Genomic DNA, 16380 nt, shown 5'->3' with positions numbered 1-16380 from the left:
TATGGTGCTACACATTCCTGTTCCGTAAACGGAACGATCGAGGTGGGGTATGGCGGGTCGGATGCAACCGGTGCTGGCGGGTGTGGTGACCGCGCTGGTCGGGTTCGCCAGTTCGTTCACCGTGGTGCTGGCCGGGTTGCGGGCGGCCGGGGCCACCGAGACCCAGGCGGCCTCCGGGCTGCTCGTGCTCTGCGTGGCGTGCGGCCTCTGCGCCGCCTGGCTCGGCCTGCGTCACCGGCTGCCGCTGAGCGTGGCCTGGTCCACGCCCGGCGCGGCGTTGCTGATCGCCACCGGCCCGATGCCCGGAGGCTGGCCGGTCGCCGTCGGAGCCTTCCTCGTCTCGGGGTTGCTGATCGTGGCCGCCGGGCTCTTCCCGGTGCTGGGCCGGGCCGTCGCGGCAATTCCCAAGCCGATCGCCGGGGCGATGCTCGCCGGGGTGCTGCTGCCACTGTGCACCGCACCGGTCCGCGCGCTCGTCGAGGTTCCCCTGCTGGCCGCCCCGGTGCTGCTCTGCTGGCTGGTGCTGCACCGTTTCGCCCGACCTTGGGCGGTGCCCGGGGCGCTGGTGGTGGCGGCCGGGGCGATCGCGCTGAGCACGCCGGCCGGCGGTGGGGGCGGACTGCGTCCGGTGATCGAGGTGACCGTGCCGCAGTGGAGCCTGCCGGCCATCATCGGGTTGGCGTTGCCGCTGTTCCTGGTGACCATGGCCGCGCAGAACGTACCCGGCACCGCCGTACTGGTCGGCTACGGCTACCGGCCGCCCCTCGGCGCGGCGCTACGGGCCACCGGGCTGGCCAGCATCGCCGCCGCGCCGGCCGGTGGGCACGCGGTCAACCTGGCCGCCATCACCGCCGCCCTCGCCGCCGGACCGGACGCGCACCCGGACCCGGAGCGTCGGTGGATCGCCTCGGTGACCGCCGGAGTCGGCCTGGCCCTGCTCGGGCTGGGTGCCGGTGCGGTCACCACCCTGGTCGGCTGGGCGCCGCCGGTGCTGATCGAGGCGGTCGCCGGGCTGGCCCTGCTCGGCGCGCTGGCCACCGCGCTGGCCTCGGCGCTGGCTGACCCGCAGGCTCGGGAAGCGGCCGTGGTCACTCTGGTGGTCACTGCCTCCGGCGTCTCCCTGGCCGGTATCGGTGGCGCATTCTGGGGCCTGGTGGCCGGCTGCCTGATGCTGTTCCTCTTCCGCCGGACCGGTCCGCGGCTTAGGCGTCGCCTGCCCAGCCCTCCGCTTCTCGAACGGCACCGCCGGTCCAGCCCCACCCCGACCGACCCGCCCACCCAGCGAGTTGATCAGGATGCCGGTGACCCGGCCAAGCCGACTGCGCTGCCCTGAGCGGGGGTCAGTCCTCGGCGGGAAGGTCGGCGGCCAGGGCGTTCAGCAGGACCTGGTCGGTGGAGATGCCGGCGATCTGGTCGGCGAGTACGTAGACGGCGCCGGTGGGGACCAGGTCGGTGGAAACCTTGAGGTAGCCGGTACGCAGCAGCCGGGCGGCCAGGTCGGCGGGCACGTCCGGTTCCCCGGCAGCGGCGGACTCGATCAACTCGTCCAGGCTGCCGCCCGGATCGGCGGTCGGTGCCTGCACCGTCACCGCGTTGGGATCACCACGCTGGACAAGGTCCACGGTGCCCACGTCCATGCCGGCCGCGTCGACCACCCGCATCCCGGTGGTCACCCGCGAGACGGTCCCCTGCTGATCGGTCCCCTGCTGCTCCATCCCCCAGCGGTTCCCACCCCCCGTTCCCCCTAAACCCCACCCCCCAGCGCGCGTTGATCAAGAAGTTTGCGTCCACATCCGGCCCGATCCGCGACGCAAACTTCTTGATCAACTCGTGCTGGGGCGGGGGGAGAGTTCGCGCCAGGGGTCGGCGGGGTGGAGCAGGGCGCGGATGGTTTCTTCGGCCTCTTCCAGGGTGTCGTAGTGGTAGAAGCGGGAGGCGCCTTCGGCGCCGCCGGCCCGTTGCTCGACGTACCACCGGTCGGCGTCGGTGCGGAGGAAGACGTCCCGTCGGGCCAGCCGTCCCCACTTCCCGTTCCACCAGTGCTTTCGCTGCTCCATGCCGGGACTCTATCGAACATGTGTTCGAGTTGGTGCGGCCCCTGCGGGATTCCCGCAGGGGCCAATGTGCACTTGCCGGGTTCAGCGCCCGGTGGGCGGTTCCTCCCGGCGGCCGAGTACGTCGTCCAGCGCGCCGCGCTGCTGGGCCGGCGTGGTCCGGCCGGCGGCGACCAGGGCGTCGCGGATCTCGGTGAGCAGCTTGACCTCCTCGCTCGGCGCGGCCGGCGGCGGCTCCTCACCCCGGCGACGCCGCTCGGCCAGCCGGTTCATCGGGTACACCACCAGGAAGTACAGCGCGGCGGCGGTGAGCAGGAAGGTGATGAGCGCGTTGAGGAAGGCGCCCCAGGTGACCGGGTTGTTGGTCCCCAGCGAGAACTGGGCACCGTCACCGGCGGGGCCCTGACCGATCAGGTTGATGATCGGCTGGAGGAACGAGCTGGTGAAGGCCGTGACCAGGCCGGTGAACGCGGCGCCGATGACGATGCCGACCGCGAGGTCGACGACGTTGCCGCGCATGATGAAGTCCTTGAAGCCCTTGAGCATCCGCACTCCCGAGGTGTCCCGTTTTCCGTCGGGGGACAACCTATGCCCCGGGCGCGGGCTCCAGGAACGCGCCGGCCTCCCGGGCGGCGAGTTCCGGATCGCCGGCCCGGATCGCCGCCACCAACCGGGCGTGGTCGACGTGGCGCTCCGGCGTCAGGGCGTCCCCCATCGCCTGGGTGACGGTGCTGCGCATGGCGGCGCCGATGGAGGCGTACAGCTCGGCGAGCATGCTGTTGTGCGCCGCCGCGACCACCGTGGTGTGCAGCGCCGCGTCGGCCTCGACGAACTCGGCGACCCGGCCGCCGCGCCAGGCCGCCTCGCGGGCGGCCAGCGCGCCGTCGAGTGCGGCCAGATCCTCGGGGGTACGCCGTCGGGCGGCGAGCCGGGCCGCCTCCACCTCGAAGGCGCGGCGTACCTCGATCACTTCGGCCATCCGGTCGTCGGTCAGCCGGCGGGCCACCACCGGGGCCAACTCGTCGGTGGAGACGACGTACGTTCCGGAGCCCTGCCGGCATTCCAGCACACCGGCGTGCGCGAGGGCCCGGACCGCCTCGCGCACCGTGTTGCGCCCGACGCCCAGCTCCTCGACCAGCCGTGGCTCGGTCGGGATCCGGCTGCCCACCGGCCACTCGCCGGCCAGGATCCGCTGACGTAGCTGCGTGATCGTCTCCCGGACCCGCTGCCCCCGGGGCGGCACCGGGGCGGAATCAACTGACGGTGGCACTGGTTACAACCTCTCGCCGGAATTCATCCCATGATTGTAGGTTCGAGGTCATGCCCCCGTCACCCGCTGGCACCCCCGCTGCTCCGACCACCACCGCCGACGGGTCGACCACCCCGGCCGCCCAGGCCACACCCGGCGAACGCCCCACGCTCGACCCCACCGCGCCGGCACCGCGTGCCAGTGGCGGCCTGCTGGTGCTGGCCGGGATGTTGCTGGTCGCGCTCAACCTGCGGGCCGCCGTCACCAGCCTTGGCGCCCTGCTCGACGAGGTACGCGTCGGCCTGGCGCTCTCCGGCACGATGGCCGGCTTCGTCACCACCCTGCCCACCATCGCGTTCGCCGGGCTCGGGGCGGTCACGCCATGGCTGGTCCGCCGGCTGTCCGCACCCCGCCTGCTGGTGCTGGGGATGCTTGCGCTCGCCACCGGTCAGGTGCTGCGGGCGGTCACCGGGTCGGCCGTGGTGTTCCTGTTCACCAGCGCGCTCGCGCTGGCCGGCATCGCGGTGGCGAACATCCTGTTGCCGATGCTGGTCAAGCAGTACTTCCCGCATCGCACCGGGCTGGTCACCGGGGCGTACACGATGGCGTTGACCACCGGTACGACGGTGGCCGCTGCCGCCGCGGTGCCGGTGGCCCACGCCTTCGGCTCCTGGCGGGCGGGGCTGGGCGTGTGGGCCGGGATCGCGCTGGTCGCCGTACTGCCGTGGCTGCCGGCGGCGCTGCGCAGCCGCACCGCCACGCGCCGGGCGGCCCGGGGGGCCGCGACCGGCGGGTCGGTTGTCCGGCCCGCCCGCACCCGGCTCGGCTGGGCGATGGCCGTCTACTTCGGCGCGCAGTCGCTCAGCGGGTACGCGATCATGGGCTGGTTGGCCCAGCTGTTTCGGGACTCGGGTTTCCGTCCGCAGGACGCCGGCCTGCTGCTCGCCGGGGTGACCGCGCTCGGCGTACCGATCGCGCTGCTGATGCCGACGCTGGCCGGTCGGCTGAGCAGCCTGCGTCCGCTGGTGTTCGCGCTGACCGCCGCCTCGACCCTGGCCTATCTCGGCCTGGCCCTGGCGCCCCGGGACGCGGCGGTACTGTGGGTGGTGCTACTCGCCTTCGGCCAGGGGGCGTTCCCGCTCATCCTGACCACCATCGGCCTGCGGGCCCGCACCGCCGACGGGACGGTCGCGCTGTCGGCCTTCGCGCAGAGCACGGGGTACGTGATCGCGGCGCTGGGGCCGCTGCTGGTCGGCATCCTCTACGAGGCCACCGGAGGCTGGACGGCGCCGCTCGGTTTCCTGCTACTCGCCCTCGCGGTGCAGACGGGTGCGGGCATGATGATCGCTCGTCCCCGCTACATCGAGGACGAGCGTTGAGCCTGCCGGAATCAGGAGGAGGCCGGCGTGGGGTCGCCCGCCACCGCCTGGTCGACGGTCGGGTAGGTGTGCAGTACCTCCACCAGGCCGCTCACCTCAAGGATGCGCAACACCCCGCGCTGCGGCGCGGCCAGGCGCACCACGCCACCGGCCTCGTCGCAGCTGTTCTTGGCCCGGACAAACACCGACAGGCCGGTGGAGTCGCAGAACGAGACCTCCGACAGGTCGAAGACGAGGCGGCTGCGCCCCTTGTCGAGCAGGTCGGTGATCTGGTCCTGCAACTGCGGTGCGGTGGCCATGTCCAGTTCGCCCGCGACCGCCACTACGACCACGTCACCGCGCTGTTCCGTGTGCACCGTCAAGGACATTCGCCAGACCTCCTGTTTATCGGTGGAACGGTATCCCACCAAAGCCCCGGTACGCAGAACGGGCGCGGATCGGGTGGCCACCATCATTCCCTTGCCCTGGGGCAAGTAGTTCCGGGGTCTCCGGTGATAGAGTCCGGCCGGTCCAGGTCGAGGGGGTTATGTCATGGCGCTGAGCACTGACGAAAGCGGCCGGCTGGCCGACCTGCTTACCAGCCGGGTCGATCGGGTCATCCAACGGTGGACCGAGGTCGTCGGCGAGCAGTTGCGCGGCCGGCTCAGCCAGGCCGAACTGCTCCGGCAGGTGCAGGAGCTACACCGCGCCCTGGTCGACGCCCTCGGCAAGGGCGCGGTCGACCTGGCCGCCGAGGAGGCCACCGAGCTGCGCGCGGTGCTCGCCGAGTTGTCCCGGGGGCAGGCCCGCCAGGGCTTCTCCGCCACCGAGACCGCCACCGGTGTCTTCGCCCTCAAGGACGCCCTGTTGAGCGCGATGGAGGACGACCAGAGCACCCGGACGCTGCGCGACTACGTCGCCTTCGCCGCGATGGTCGACCAGATGGGCCTGTTCACCTTCGAAAGCTACGTGCACACCCGGGAGGGCCTGATCGCCGACCAGGCCGAGCAACTGCTGGAGCTGTCCACCCCGGTGGTCAAGCTCTGGGAGGGCGTGGTGGCGGTGCCGCTGGTCGGCACCCTCGACTCGGCCCGTGCCCAGGTGGTGATGGAGCGGCTGCTGCAGACCCTGGTCGACACCGGCTCGCCGTACGCGATCATCGACATCACCGGCGTACCGGCGGTGGACACCCAGGTCGCCCAGCACATCCTGAAGACCGTGGTGGCCGCCCGACTGATGGGCGCCGACTGCATCATCTCCGGCATCCGGCCGCAGATCGCCCAGACCATCGTCGCGCTCGGCATCGAGTTCGGCGACATCGCCACGAAGGCCAGCCTCGCCGACGCGCTGCGGCACGTGCTGCGGCTCACCGGGGTCGAGTCCGGCCGCCGCCAGTCACGTCGGGAGGCGTGATGGAGCGCGTGCCGATCCTCAAGATCGGCGACATCCTGCTGGTCTCCATCCAGGTCGACATGTCCGACCAGACGGCGGTCGCGCTCCAGGAGGATCTGGCCGAGCGGATCGTCGCCACCGGCTGCCATGGCGTGATCATCGACATCACCGCGCTGGACATCGTCGACTCCTTCGTCGGGCGGATGCTGTCCACCATCGCCTCGATCTCCCGGGTGCTCGACGCGGAGACGGTGGTCGTCGGGATGCGCCCGGCCGTCGCCATCACCCTGGTCGAGCTGGGCCTGTCGCTCAACGGGATCCGTACCGCGTTGAACGTCGAACGGGGGATGGAACTCATCGCGGCCGAGCGTGACCACGACCGCCACGATGAGTTCGACGACGGTTCGGACGTCGAGCCGACGGCGTCGCCGTGACCAGCGGCGTCGACCTGAGCCGGCCGCAGGCGCAGACGGTCGGCAGCGACGAGGACGTGGTACGGGTACGCCAGTTGGTGCGTACCGTCGCGGTGGCCGTCAAGTTGTCCCTGGTCGACCAGACCAAGGTGGTCACCGCCGCCAGTGAACTCGCCCGCAACACCCTGGTCTACGGCGGCGGCGGCACCGTCGAGGTGACCGCCGTGGACAACGGCCGCCGACCCGGCATCACCATCGTCTTCGCCGACTCCGGGCCCGGCATCGCCGACCTGGAACTGGCGTTGACCGACGGATACACCACCGGCGGTGGCCTCGGCCTCGGTCTCAGCGGCGCCCGGCGGCTGGTGGACGACTTCGACATCCAGACCGCCCCCGGCCAGGGCACCCGGATCACGATCACCAAGTGGTCCCGGTGACCGCCCAGCCGGTTGCCGATCGGGGCACCTGGTTCCGGGTGGAGAGCGGCAGTGCCGGCAGCGCGGTGCGGCGGGCCGCCGAGCGGTTGGGCGGGCAGTTGGGGCTGCCCGACGGCCGGATCGCCGACCTGGCCATCGTCGCGGCCGAGTTGACCAGCAACCTGATCAAGCACGCCGAGGACGGCGTGCTGCTGCTCCGGCCGGTTCGCCGCGAGTTGGACGCCGGTGTGGAACTGGTCGCGGTGGACTCCGGGCCGGGCATGGCCGATCTCACCGACTCCGCCCGCGACGGTCACTCCACCACCGGCACCCTCGGTATCGGACTGGGGGCGATCGTCCGGCAGTCCAGCTGGTTCGACGCGTACTCGCGACCGGGTCGGGGAACGGTCATCGCCGTGCAGGTGTTGGCCGACCCGGAAACCGAACGGCCCTGGGTCGGCGGGCTCACCCGCCCGCTGACCGGTGAGCCGGTCAGCGGGGACGGCTACGCCTGGCGGGTCGTGGGCGAACGCCGACAGGTGCTGGTCACCGACGGTCTGGGGCACGGCCCGCTGGCCGCCGCCGCCTCCGACGCCGCGCTCACCGCGTTCCGGGCCGCCCCCGCGTCGTCCCCGGCCGACGTGGTCGGCCACCTGCACCGGGCGTTGTCGCACACCCGTGGCGCGGCGCTCGCCGTAGCCGAGCCGGATCCGGCTGCCGGGCTGCTGCGATACGCCGGGCTGGGCAACATCGCCGGAGTGGTGACGACCCGAGACGGCCGGCAGCGTGGGCTGGTCTCCCTGCCCGGCATCGCCGGGCACCAACGCCCGACGATCCGGCAGTACGACTATCCGTTCGACGCCGACAGCCTGCTGATCATGCACAGCGACGGCGTCGTCGACCGTTGGCGACTCGCCGACTACCCCGGCCTGGTGGGCCGGTCGCCGCTGGTGGTGGCCGCCACGCTGCTGCGGGACGCCGGCGTCCGGCGCGACGACGCCGGCGTACTGGTGGCGAGGTCGTGGCCATGAGCTACGAACCGCTGTTGCGGATGGCGCTGCGGGTGGAACAGGACATCTTCGTGGTGCGCCAGCGGGGCCGGGAGGTCGCGGCGGCGGTCGGCCTGGAGCACCAGGACCAGGTCCGGATTGCCACCGCCCTGAGCGAGGTCGCCCGCGACCTGCTGCGTGCCGTCGGCGGAGCCGATGTGGCGTTCGGCATCACCGCCACCCCGGACGGGCGGTGCCACCTGCGAGTCGACCTCGACCCCGTCGGCCCTTTGGTCGACGGGCGGTACGAGCCGCAGTCGGGCGCGGTGGCGCGTCTGGTGGACACGTTGAGCGTGGTGGCCGTGGCGGGGGATACGGTCGTGAGGATGTCACGGCGTATCCCGGTCACCGCGCAGGCGCTCACCGCAGAGCGTCTCGAGCAACTGCGCGCCCAGGTCGGGCAGAGCGTGCCCGGCACGGTGGAGGAGGAACTCGCCACCCAGAACTCGCAGCTGATCGCCGCCCTCGACGAGGTACGCAGCCAACGCGACGAACTGGCCCGGCTCAACGAGGAACTGGAACAGACCAACCGTGGTGTGCTGGCGCTGTACCACCAGCTCACCGACGAACTGGAAGAAACCAACCGGGGCGTGGTGGCCCTCTACGCCGAGTTGGACGAGAAGTCGGCGCAACTGCGCTCGGCGAGCGAGTCCAAGACCCGCTTCCTGGCCAATGTCAGCCACGAACTGCGGGCACCGGTGACCGCGATCATCGGGTTGGCCCGATTGCTCACCGACTCCGCCTCCGACCCGCTCACCCTTGAGCAGGAGCGCCAGGTCGGTCTGATCCGGTCGTCGGCCTCGGACCTGCTCTCGCTGGTCAACGAGTTGTTGGACCTGGCCAAGGCGGAGTCGGGGCGGATCGAACCGAACTGGACCGACGTGGATCTGCGGGCCGTGTTCGGTCAGCTGCGCGGCACTCTCCGGGCGCTGCGTACCGCCTCCGAGGTGGAGTTGGTGGTGGAGGAGCCACCGGCGCCCGCCACCGTACGCACCGACGAGGTGCTGCTCGCCCAGGTGCTGCGCAACCTGCTGCACAACGGCCTGAAGTTCACCAGCCGGGGCGAGGTACGGCTGCGCGCCCAGCGGGACGGCGACGGCTGGAAACTCCTCGTCTCCGACACCGGATCGGGCATTCCGGCGGAACTGCACGAGCGGGTGTTCGAGGAGTTCTACCAGGCGCCGGGGCCGGCCCGGGTCGGCGGCACCGGCCTCGGCCTGCCGTACGCCCGGCGGCTGGTGACCCTGCTCGGCGGCACGCTCGAACTGTCCAGTGTGCCGGGTCAGGGCAGCACCTTCACCGTCTCGCTGCCCGCGAACGGAATATGACGTGGACGCCCCGCCGACCGTGCTGGTGGTCGACGACAGTCGCACCAAGCGCTACCTGCTGGTGAGTTGGCTGACCCGGGCCGGGTTCACCGTGGTCGAGGCCGAGAGCGGAAGCGAGGCGCTGAGCCGGGTCGTGGTGGATCCGATCGATCTGGTGGTCCTCGACGTGCGGCTGCCGGATCTGAGCGGATTCGAGGTCTGCGAACGGATCAAGTCGATCCACCCGGCGTTGCCGGTGATCCACGTCTCGGCGCACGCCATCGACACGACCGACCGTGCGCAGGGCCTCACCAGAGGCGCGGACGCGTATCTGGCGGAGCCGATCGAGCCGGAGGAACTCGTCGCCACCGCCTACGCGGTGCTCCGCTACTACCAGGCGCGGCAGCGTGCCGAGCTGCTCGCCGAGCGGCTCACCGGGCTGGCGGACACCACCGTGGCGGTGCACGCGGCGCCGAACTTCACCCGGCTGCTGGAACAGGCGGCGGCGGGGGCTGCGGAGATCTTCAAGAGCCCCGCCGCGGTGGTCGCCGAGACCTTCGACGGTGACTGCCTGGCCGGGGTCTGTGCCGGGCCCGGTGCGCCGGCCCGGGTGGTGCCGTGGACCGTCGACGACAGCGGGACACCGATCGGCGCCACCGTCCGGGTGCAGGACCCGGCCGACTGGGCGCTTGTCGACTGGCCGTCGGACGACACGGTGACGGTGGCCGCCGCCCGGCTGCGCGACGACCGGGCCCCGCTCTACGTCGTGGTGCCCACCGCCACGCAGACCGCCCGTACCCCGGTGCTGCGCCAGTTGGCGCAGGCGGTCGCGTCCGCGGTCGAGGCGCAACGGTCCTTCGACGAGGAGCACCGGATCGCGGTGACCCTTCAGCGCAGCCTGCTCCCGCAACGCATCCCGGAGATCGCCGGGCTGGATCTGGCCGTCCGTTACGAGCCGGCCAGCGCCCGCACCGAGGTGGGTGGCGACTTCTACGAACTGGTGATGCTCGACGGTCACCTGCTGTTGGCGATCGGCGACGTCGCGGGCCACTCCCTGCACGCCGCGACCGTGATGGCCGAGCTGCGCCACGCAGTGCGGGCGTACGCGGTCGAGGGGCACCAGCCGGGTCAGATCCTGCACCGGGTCAACGAGCTGATGCGTACGCTGCTCCCCAACGAACTGGCCACCATCTGCGTGCTGCTGCTCGACCCGGCCACCGGGCGGGTCCGACTGGCCAGTGCCGGCCACCTGCCGCCGTTGATCAGCCTGGACGGCAAGACCGACTACGTGCACCACTCCGCCCCGCTGCTCGGGGTGCGGGCGCCGCGCCCCGCCGACCTGGAGTTCGTCTTGCCGCCCGGGGCGACGATCGTCTTCTACACCGACGGGCTCATCGAGCGGCGTGACGTCAGCATCGACGAGGGACTGAACGCGCTGGCAACCAGCTCGGCTCGGGTCGACGCCGATCTCGACCGGTTCTGCCAGCGGTTGCTCGCCGAACTGGCCCCCGAGGAGATCCAGGACGACGTCGCCGTCGTCGCCCTCCGCCGCCACTGAGCGGAAAGGAAGGGCACCTTATTAACGCCTCAGGTAGTACCGGGGCCCCCTGTTAACAGTCTGGCCGGCGGCGATGTCGCCCACTGGCAGGGACGCTGAGGCGGGAGTACCGTCGGATACGGCGCCCTACGCGTCACGTCGAGGTCGGCACTGCCGCGCGAAAAGCTCTGTCCTCCCCGGCGCCGGATTGAAGGTGGCAACCTCTCCGGCCCTCCAATCGCCCTTAGCCACGGCAAGGACCGAGTCTGCGATGGACGATCTGCTGCGATTCGACTATCACGACGTGCGACCCGGCACCCGGTACGTGAGCCTGACCGGTGAGGCCGACCTGACCACCGCTGACCAACTCCAGCAGGATCTCGGGCGCCTGCTGGCACCCCAGTGGGTCACCCACCTGAGGCTCAATCTGACGGCGCTGCGGTTCCTCGACTGCGCCGCGCTCTCCGCCCTACTGCAGGTCAGGGAAAAGGCCCACGAGCATGGACAACAGGTGACCATCACCGCCGTCCGGGGCGGACCGGCGCGGGTCATCGCACTCAGCGGAGGCGCCCGACTCCTGCACCGCCCACTGGCCACCCCGGCGGTCTGACCATCCGCGCACGCTGGCCGTACGACCGCTCGAAGTAGCGGTGCTCGGTCGGCGTGCGCGCCGCAGGCCGTGCCCGCGACCCGGGCCCGGCCGGTGGCCGCCTGACCGTCGGGTATCGATCGGGGTCTTGACACCCGCTATTCACTGAGCGAATAGTGGGCGGGTGTCCACTCCGCACGTCCTGCTGGGTCTGCTCGCCAGCGGCACCAAACATGGGTACGAGTTGAAGCGAGCCCATGACCAGCGGCTGCCGCAGGCCCGTCCACTCGCGTTCGGGCAGGTCTACGCCACCCTGGGTCGCCTGCTGCGGGACGGCCTGGTGACCCCGGCCGGCCAGGATCGCCTCGCCGGCCCCGACCGCATGGCGTACGCGCTGACCGAACAGGGGCGGGCCACGCTGGATCAGTGGCTGGGCACCGTCGAACCACCGATTCCGTACGTGAACAGCACCCTGTTCGCCAAGGTGGTGGTGGCTCTGCTGGTCGCCGACACCGACCGGGCACGGGGTTACCTGATCGCGCAGCGCCGGGCGCACACCGAGCGGCTGCGCGAGCTGACCGCGTTGAAGACGGCGCCGTCGGCGACCGTGGCGGACATCGTCGGGGCCGACTACGCCATCACCCATCTCGACGCCGACCTGCGGTGGTTGCAGACCACCTTGGAGCGGGTCGCCGACTGGCACCGGGAGGTGCACTCGTGACGCAACTCCACGCTCGCGGTCTGGTGAAGTCGTACGGGCCGACACCCGCGCTGCGCGGCCTCACGCTCGACATCGCCGAGGGCGAGATCGTCGCGGTGACCGGGCCGAGCGGCTGCGGCAAGTCCACCCTGCTGCACTGCCTCGCGGGCATCCTGCGCCCCGACGCGGGCGAGGTGACCTGGCGCGGCCATCGGATCGACACCTGGTCCGAGGCGGCCCGGTCCCGGCTGCGGCGTACCGAGTTCGGCGTGCTGTTCCAGTTCGGTCACCTCGTCGCCGAGTTGACCGGGGCGGAGAACGTCGCGCTGCCGTTGTTGCTCGCCGGCACGGGGCGGCGAGCGGCCCGGACGGCGGCGCTGAACTGGCTGGACCGGCTGGGCGTGGCGGAACTCGCCGACGTGCGGCCCGGCGAGATGTCCGGCGGCCAACAGCAGCGCTGTGCGATCGCGCGGGCACTGGTGACCGAGCCGAGGGTGCTGTTCGCCGACGAACCGACCGGCGCCCTCGACACGGTCACCGGCGAGCAGCTGCTCACCCATCTGGTCCGGCTCGCCGGTGAGCAGCGGACGGCGGTGGTGCTGGTCACGCACGAGCCCAGAATCGCCGCGTACGCCGATCGCGAGATCGTCATGCGGGACGGCGTGATCGACCACACCGGCCTCGGCCTGGACGCTCCACTCGCCGGTGGTCTTCGGTGAGTCCCGGCACGCTGGCGCGGCTGGCCGTGGCCGGCAACCGCACCGATCTCGCCCGGATGGTGCTGACCGCGCTGAGTGCCGCCCTGGCCACCCTCGTGGTGCTGGCTGCGCTGACCGTCCTGGCGATCGAGAAACCGCCCGGCCCCGAAGGGACGCAGTCGGAGCAGTACACCAACGCCCTGCTGCGGGAGCCGGGGTTGCGCGGGGGCACCGCGTTCGCGCTGCTGCTGCTGACCATCCCGGTGCTGGCGCTGGCCGGGCAGTGCGCCCGGCTCGGTGCTCCGGCGCGGGATCGGCGCCTGGCCGCGTTGCGGCTGGCCGGTGCGACCCCGGGGCAGGTGACCCGCCTCGCGGCGCTGGAAACCGGGCTGGCCAGCCTGCTCGGCGCCCTCGCCGGGCTGGCCGGATACCTGGTCGGCCGGACGCTTCTGCACCGGCCGGACGGCGACGGCCGACTCGCCCTACCGACCGACGTGCTGCCAGCGGTGCCGGCCCTGGCGGTGGTGGTGCTCGCGTTGCCGGCGATCGCCGCGCTCGCCACCGCCGTGATGCTGCGCGGGGTCACCACCACGCCACTCGGGGTGGTCCGCCGGGCCGGTCGGACCGGCGCGCCCCGCCCCTGGCCAGCACTGCTGGTCGGGCTCGGTGTGCTGGCAGCCGCCCTGTTCGAGCCCGTTCGGGAATCGCTCGGGCCGGCGCTGGATGCCTGGCTGGCCCTGGTGGTCCTGGTCGTCGCCATCTCGGCCGTACTGGGGGTGGTCCTGGGCACCGGGACGATCTCGTACCTGGTCGGGCGGTTGCTGCACCGGTACGCCAGCAGCCCGGCCCGACTACTGGCCGCCCGCCGGTTGACCGACGACCCGTGGGCCGGCAGCCGGACCTTCGCCGCGTTGCTGGCGGCGCTCGTCTTCGGCGCCGGTGCGGCGGCGTTCCGGGCCTGGTTCCAGCTCAGGGACCAGCTCGAACGGGAGCAGAACCAGGTGGCCGGCTTCGCCGACTTCCAGCCTGATTCGTTCTACCTGCGCACGATGGACCTGGTCGATCTGGCGGTCGCACTGGCGGTGACGGTCGCCGCCGCCGGCCTGATCGTGATGGTGGTCGAGGGGATCAGCACCCGACGCCGGGCGTACGCGGCGCTGGTGGCGACCGGGGTACCCCGGACCACCATCGGCACCTCGATCCTCTGGCAGGTGCTGGCGCCGGTGGTGCCCGCCGTACTGAGCGCACTGGGCGCCGGATACGTCATCGGCCGCATGCTCATGGGGGACATCGCCTCGGGCGGCCGGACCGAGGAGGTGTGCCGGGCCTCGGCCGAGCTGTGTCAGGACCCGGTCGCCCGCCAAAACTACGTCGAGTTCGTGCAGGTCGACCAGGTGGTGAGCGCTCCGGGCGTACCGCTGGGACAGTTGGCGCTGCTCGGCGGCGGCGCGGTGGTCGCGGTGCTGGCCACGGTCGGCGTGGGATTGCTCTTCCTGCGATCGAACACGGCGGTGGAGGAGCTGCGGGCCACCTGAGCCCGGTGCCGAGGCTCAGGCGGTGTTGGCGCGCAGGTAGGTCAGCGCGGCGAGCACCCGCCGATTGCTGTCGTCGTCCGGCGGCAGGCCGAGCTTGGCCAGGATGTTGCCGACGTGTTTGCCGATCGCCGCCTCGGTGACGTGCAGCCGGGCGGCGATGGCCAGATTGGACCGCCCCTCGGCGACCAGCACCAGCACCTCCCGCTCGCGTGCGGTGAGGGCGGCCAGCGGGTCGCGGGGGCGGTGCAGCAGGCGACGGACCACGTCCGGATCGACCACGGTGCCGCCGCCGAGGACGGTACGCAGGTTGTCGACGAACTCGGTGACCTCGGCGACGCGGTCCTTGAGCAGGTAGCCGACCCGCCGGCCGTCGGCGCTGTCCAGGAGGGCCGAGGCGTACTCGGGCTGCACGTGCTGGCTGAGCACCACCACGGCCAGGCCGGGCTGCTCGCCGCGTAGCTCCACCGCCGCGCGCAGCCCGTCGTCGCGGTGGCCGGGTGGCATCCGGATGTCGGTCACCACCAGGTCGGGCCGGTGTCGTCGGGCGGCGGCGAGCAGCGCCGGGGCGGTGTCGACGGCGTCGAGCACCGCGAAGTCGAACCGGGCGAGCAGGGCCGTCAGCCCTTCCCGCAGCAGCACCTCGTCCTCGGCGAGCACGACCCGGATCATGCCGACCACGGTAGTTCCACCCGCAGCACAGTGGGGCCGCCCGGCGGGCTGGACAGCAACAGTCGCCCATCGGCGGCGGCGACCCGGTCGGCGAGCCCGGTCAGGCCGCTGCCGCGCGCCGGATCCGCGCCACCCCGACCGTCGTCGGTCACCTCGACGACCAGCACCCGGCCGGTGTCGCTGAGCCGCACCTCGACCCCGGTCGCCGCAGCGTGCCGGGCCACGTTGCCGAGCGCCTCCGACACCACGAAGTACGCCGTCGTCTCGACCGCCTCCGGCAGCGGGCGTGCCAGGTCGGTGTGCACCCCGACCGGGACCGGTGATTCGTCGGCGAGTTCCCGGACCGCGCCGGCCAGTCCCAGATCGGTGAGACTCTGCGGGCGGATGCCCCGGACGATCTGTCGCAGCAGCACCATCAGGCCCTTGGCCTGCTCGTGCGCGGCGTCCAGCGGCCTGGCGGCCGGGGAATCGTCCGGCACGTCCAGCCGGGCCAGGCCGATCTGGAGACCAAGGTTGGTCAGCCGGGGTTGGGCAGCGTCGTGCAGGTCACGCTCGATGCGCCGCCGCTCGGCCTCGTACGCGTCGACCAGCCGGGCGCGGGACCGGGTCACCTCGCGCAGCGCCGTCCCGTCCGGAGCGGCCCACAGCAGCCACCGGGCCACCGCGCCCTGGGCCGCCGCCAGCACGCCGACCGCGTACCACAGCACCGGCAGCAGCAGCACGCCGACAATCGCGTACGGTGCGGCCTGCGCGGGTGTCTCGGCAGTGGCCCAGAGCACCACCACCTGCTCGCCCGGACCGACCACGAACGGGCTGGCGATCAGCAGCAGCACCATCAGCACGATGAGGGTGAACAGCCAGTAGACGGCGGGCACGACAGCACCGAGGAAGAACAGGTACGCCGCCTCCCGCCAGGCCGCCCCCGTGGCGTACCGGGCGGCGAGCCCGCGCCAGGGCGCCGGGGGTAGCGGTCGGTCGTCGACGAGGCCGAGTCGGTACCGCTCGACGGCCGCCACCGGCACGGCGAGCAGCGGCGCCAGCAGCAGGACGGTCAACGCGACGACATTGAGGAACACGGTGAGTGACAGCGACATGGGCCGACCCTGGCGTGCGGCGTTGGTCGCGGCGACGAGTGGAGCCAGCACCACGAGCGGCCCGAGCGAGAGTACGCCGGCCAGCGGCACACTGGTCAGGAGGTAGGCCAGGGCGCGCCACGGCCAGCCGGTCAGCGGATACCGGCGGCGGCGCAGGGCCTGGGCGAGATGGGTCGGTGCGGCCGATGTCATGCCGGGAACGCTAGTGACGCGGCCGGGTCCACCCCAGCCGACTGGATCCACTTTCGCGGGTATACCCAGCCCCACCATTGCCGGTCGCCAGCCGCCAGCATGGTCGCGGCGGCCATCTGAGCCGCGGC

18 protein-coding genes and 1 pseudogene are annotated in these 16380 nt (G+C 72.1%); 12 read left to right on the top strand and 7 right to left on the bottom strand.

The genetic code is table 11. The annotated features are described in order from the left end of the window. Positions 1-49 precede the first annotated feature (49 nt). On the top strand, positions 50-1333 hold the full coding sequence (locus tag E0H26_RS21070) for a benzoate/H(+) symporter BenE family transporter (RefSeq protein WP_131306399.1): 1284 nt from the start codon (positions 50-52) through the stop codon (positions 1331-1333). 7 nt (positions 1334-1340) lie between these two features. Here the strand turns inward: E0H26_RS21070 and E0H26_RS21065 are convergent, their stop codons facing one another. From E0H26_RS21065 to E0H26_RS21050, 4 genes are all read right to left on the bottom strand, one after another. Next, on the bottom strand, positions 1341-1715 hold the full coding sequence (locus E0H26_RS21065; protein ID WP_131306397.1) for a hypothetical protein: 375 nt from the start codon (positions 1713-1715) through the stop codon (positions 1341-1343). Between the two features lie 108 nt (positions 1716-1823). Beyond that, complete coding sequence (locus tag E0H26_RS21060; protein ID WP_131306395.1) at positions 1824-2057, bottom strand: hypothetical protein; 234 nt, start codon at positions 2055-2057, stop codon at positions 1824-1826. Between the two features lie 81 nt (positions 2058-2138). Beyond that, positions 2139-2600 carry a large conductance mechanosensitive channel protein MscL gene (gene mscL / locus E0H26_RS21055; RefSeq protein WP_131306393.1) on the bottom strand — a complete coding sequence of 154 codons (462 nt, stop codon included), beginning with the start codon at positions 2598-2600 and terminating at the stop codon, positions 2139-2141. 40 nt (positions 2601-2640) lie between these two features. Continuing rightward, on the bottom strand, positions 2641-3324 hold the full coding sequence (locus E0H26_RS21050; protein ID WP_131306391.1) for a FadR/GntR family transcriptional regulator: 684 nt from the start codon (positions 3322-3324) through the stop codon (positions 2641-2643). A gap of 50 nt (positions 3325-3374) precedes the next feature. Between E0H26_RS21050 and E0H26_RS21045 the strand changes: the two genes are divergently transcribed. Beyond that, positions 3375-4682 (top strand): MFS transporter, encoded by a 1308-nt coding sequence (locus E0H26_RS21045; RefSeq protein ID WP_131306389.1) that lies wholly within the window; start codon positions 3375-3377, stop codon positions 4680-4682. An 11-nt stretch (positions 4683-4693) separates the two neighbouring features. On the opposite strand, the gene E0H26_RS21040 is transcribed toward E0H26_RS21045, so the two are convergent. Then, positions 4694-5050, bottom strand: a complete 357-nt coding sequence (locus E0H26_RS21040) for an STAS domain-containing protein (RefSeq protein ID WP_013730957.1) — start codon at positions 5048-5050, stop codon at positions 4694-4696. A 163-nt stretch (positions 5051-5213) separates the two neighbouring features. Between E0H26_RS21040 and E0H26_RS21035 the strand changes: the two genes are divergently transcribed. From E0H26_RS21035 to E0H26_RS20990, 10 genes are all read left to right on the top strand, one after another. Next, positions 5214-6074, top strand: coding sequence for an STAS domain-containing protein (locus E0H26_RS21035; protein WP_131306387.1), 861 nt, complete (start codon positions 5214-5216; stop codon positions 6072-6074). Continuing rightward, positions 6074-6487 carry an STAS domain-containing protein gene (locus tag E0H26_RS21030; protein ID WP_131306385.1) on the top strand — a complete coding sequence of 138 codons (414 nt, stop codon included), beginning with the start codon at positions 6074-6076 and terminating at the stop codon, positions 6485-6487. Before E0H26_RS21035 ends, E0H26_RS21030 begins: the two co-directional genes overlap by 1 nt. Further along, positions 6484-6903, top strand: coding sequence for an ATP-binding protein (locus tag E0H26_RS21025; RefSeq protein ID WP_131306382.1), 420 nt, complete (start codon positions 6484-6486; stop codon positions 6901-6903). The genes E0H26_RS21030 and E0H26_RS21025 overlap by 4 nt, the downstream gene beginning before the upstream one ends. Continuing rightward, complete coding sequence (locus E0H26_RS21020) at positions 6891-7913, top strand: SpoIIE family protein phosphatase (protein WP_206025276.1); 1023 nt, start codon at positions 6891-6893, stop codon at positions 7911-7913. The genes E0H26_RS21025 and E0H26_RS21020 overlap by 13 nt, the downstream gene beginning before the upstream one ends. Then, on the top strand, positions 7910-9259 hold the full coding sequence (locus tag E0H26_RS21015; RefSeq protein ID WP_131306380.1) for a sensor histidine kinase: 1350 nt from the start codon (positions 7910-7912) through the stop codon (positions 9257-9259). Before E0H26_RS21020 ends, E0H26_RS21015 begins: the two co-directional genes overlap by 4 nt. Before the next feature lies 1 nt (position 9260). Beyond that, a complete protein-coding gene (locus E0H26_RS21010; RefSeq protein ID WP_131306378.1) occupies positions 9261-10796 on the top strand; it encodes a SpoIIE family protein phosphatase in 1536 nt (511 codons plus the stop codon). Between the two features lie 250 nt (positions 10797-11046). Then, positions 11047-11385, top strand: coding sequence for an STAS domain-containing protein (locus E0H26_RS21005; protein WP_165521941.1), 339 nt, complete (start codon positions 11047-11049; stop codon positions 11383-11385). 163 nt (positions 11386-11548) lie between these two features. Next, positions 11549-12085, top strand: a complete 537-nt coding sequence (locus E0H26_RS21000; protein WP_131306374.1) for a PadR family transcriptional regulator — start codon at positions 11549-11551, stop codon at positions 12083-12085. Next, a complete protein-coding gene (locus E0H26_RS20995; protein WP_131306372.1) occupies positions 12082-12783 on the top strand; it encodes an ABC transporter ATP-binding protein in 702 nt (233 codons plus the stop codon). The genes E0H26_RS21000 and E0H26_RS20995 overlap by 4 nt, the downstream gene beginning before the upstream one ends. Beyond that, the gene (locus tag E0H26_RS20990) at positions 12780-14297 is read left to right on the top strand and encodes an FtsX-like permease family protein (protein WP_131306371.1); all 1518 of its coding nucleotides are present in this window, start codon (positions 12780-12782) and stop codon (positions 14295-14297) included. The genes E0H26_RS20995 and E0H26_RS20990 overlap by 4 nt, the downstream gene beginning before the upstream one ends. An 8-nt stretch (positions 14298-14305) precedes the next feature. On the opposite strand, the pseudogene E0H26_RS20985 reads toward E0H26_RS20990, so the two are convergent. Both E0H26_RS20985 and E0H26_RS20980 read right to left on the bottom strand, forming a co-directional pair. Beyond that, positions 14306-14966 (bottom strand): annotated as a pseudogene (locus E0H26_RS20985) (response regulator transcription factor); the annotation flags it as partial. Then, positions 14963-16252 (bottom strand): sensor histidine kinase, encoded by a 1290-nt coding sequence (locus tag E0H26_RS20980; protein ID WP_131306367.1) that lies wholly within the window; start codon positions 16250-16252, stop codon positions 14963-14965. The gene E0H26_RS20980 and the pseudogene E0H26_RS20985, both read right to left, overlap by 4 nt. Positions 16253-16380 lie beyond the last annotated feature (128 nt).

Source organism: Micromonospora zingiberis, assembly GCF_004331455.1.
In the GTDB taxonomy this organism is placed as follows: Bacteria; Actinomycetota; Actinomycetes; order Mycobacteriales; family Micromonosporaceae; genus Micromonospora; species Micromonospora zingiberis.
Note: the sequence above shows the minus strand (reverse complement) of the source record. Positions and strands in the feature narration are given on the sequence as shown.

Bases quoted from the DNA above. Each gene is read 5' to 3' on its own strand.
- E0H26_RS21070 (WP_131306399.1), top strand. From the start codon at position 50: ATGGCGGGTCGGATGCAACCGGTGCTGGCGGGTGTGGTGACCGCGCTG.
- E0H26_RS21065 (WP_131306397.1), bottom strand. From the start codon at position 1,715: ATGGAGCAGCAGGGGACCGATCAGCAGGGGACCGTCTCGCGGGTGACC.
- E0H26_RS21060 (WP_131306395.1), bottom strand. From the start codon at position 2,057: ATGGAGCAGCGAAAGCACTGGTGGAACGGGAAGTGGGGACGGCTGGCC.
- mscL (WP_131306393.1), bottom strand. From the start codon at position 2,600: ATGCTCAAGGGCTTCAAGGACTTCATCATGCGCGGCAACGTCGTCGAC.
- E0H26_RS21045 (WP_131306389.1), top strand. From the start codon at position 3,375: ATGCCCCCGTCACCCGCTGGCACCCCCGCTGCTCCGACCACCACCGCC.
- E0H26_RS21040 (WP_013730957.1), bottom strand. From the start codon at position 5,050: ATGTCCTTGACGGTGCACACGGAACAGCGCGGTGACGTGGTCGTAGTG.
- E0H26_RS21035 (WP_131306387.1), top strand. From the start codon at position 5,214: ATGGCGCTGAGCACTGACGAAAGCGGCCGGCTGGCCGACCTGCTTACC.
- E0H26_RS21030 (WP_131306385.1), top strand. From the start codon at position 6,074: ATGGAGCGCGTGCCGATCCTCAAGATCGGCGACATCCTGCTGGTCTCC.
- E0H26_RS21015 (WP_131306380.1), top strand. From the start codon at position 7,910: ATGAGCTACGAACCGCTGTTGCGGATGGCGCTGCGGGTGGAACAGGAC.
- E0H26_RS21005 (WP_165521941.1), top strand. From the start codon at position 11,047: ATGGACGATCTGCTGCGATTCGACTATCACGACGTGCGACCCGGCACC.
- E0H26_RS20980 (WP_131306367.1), bottom strand. From the start codon at position 16,252: ATGACATCGGCCGCACCGACCCATCTCGCCCAGGCCCTGCGCCGCCGC.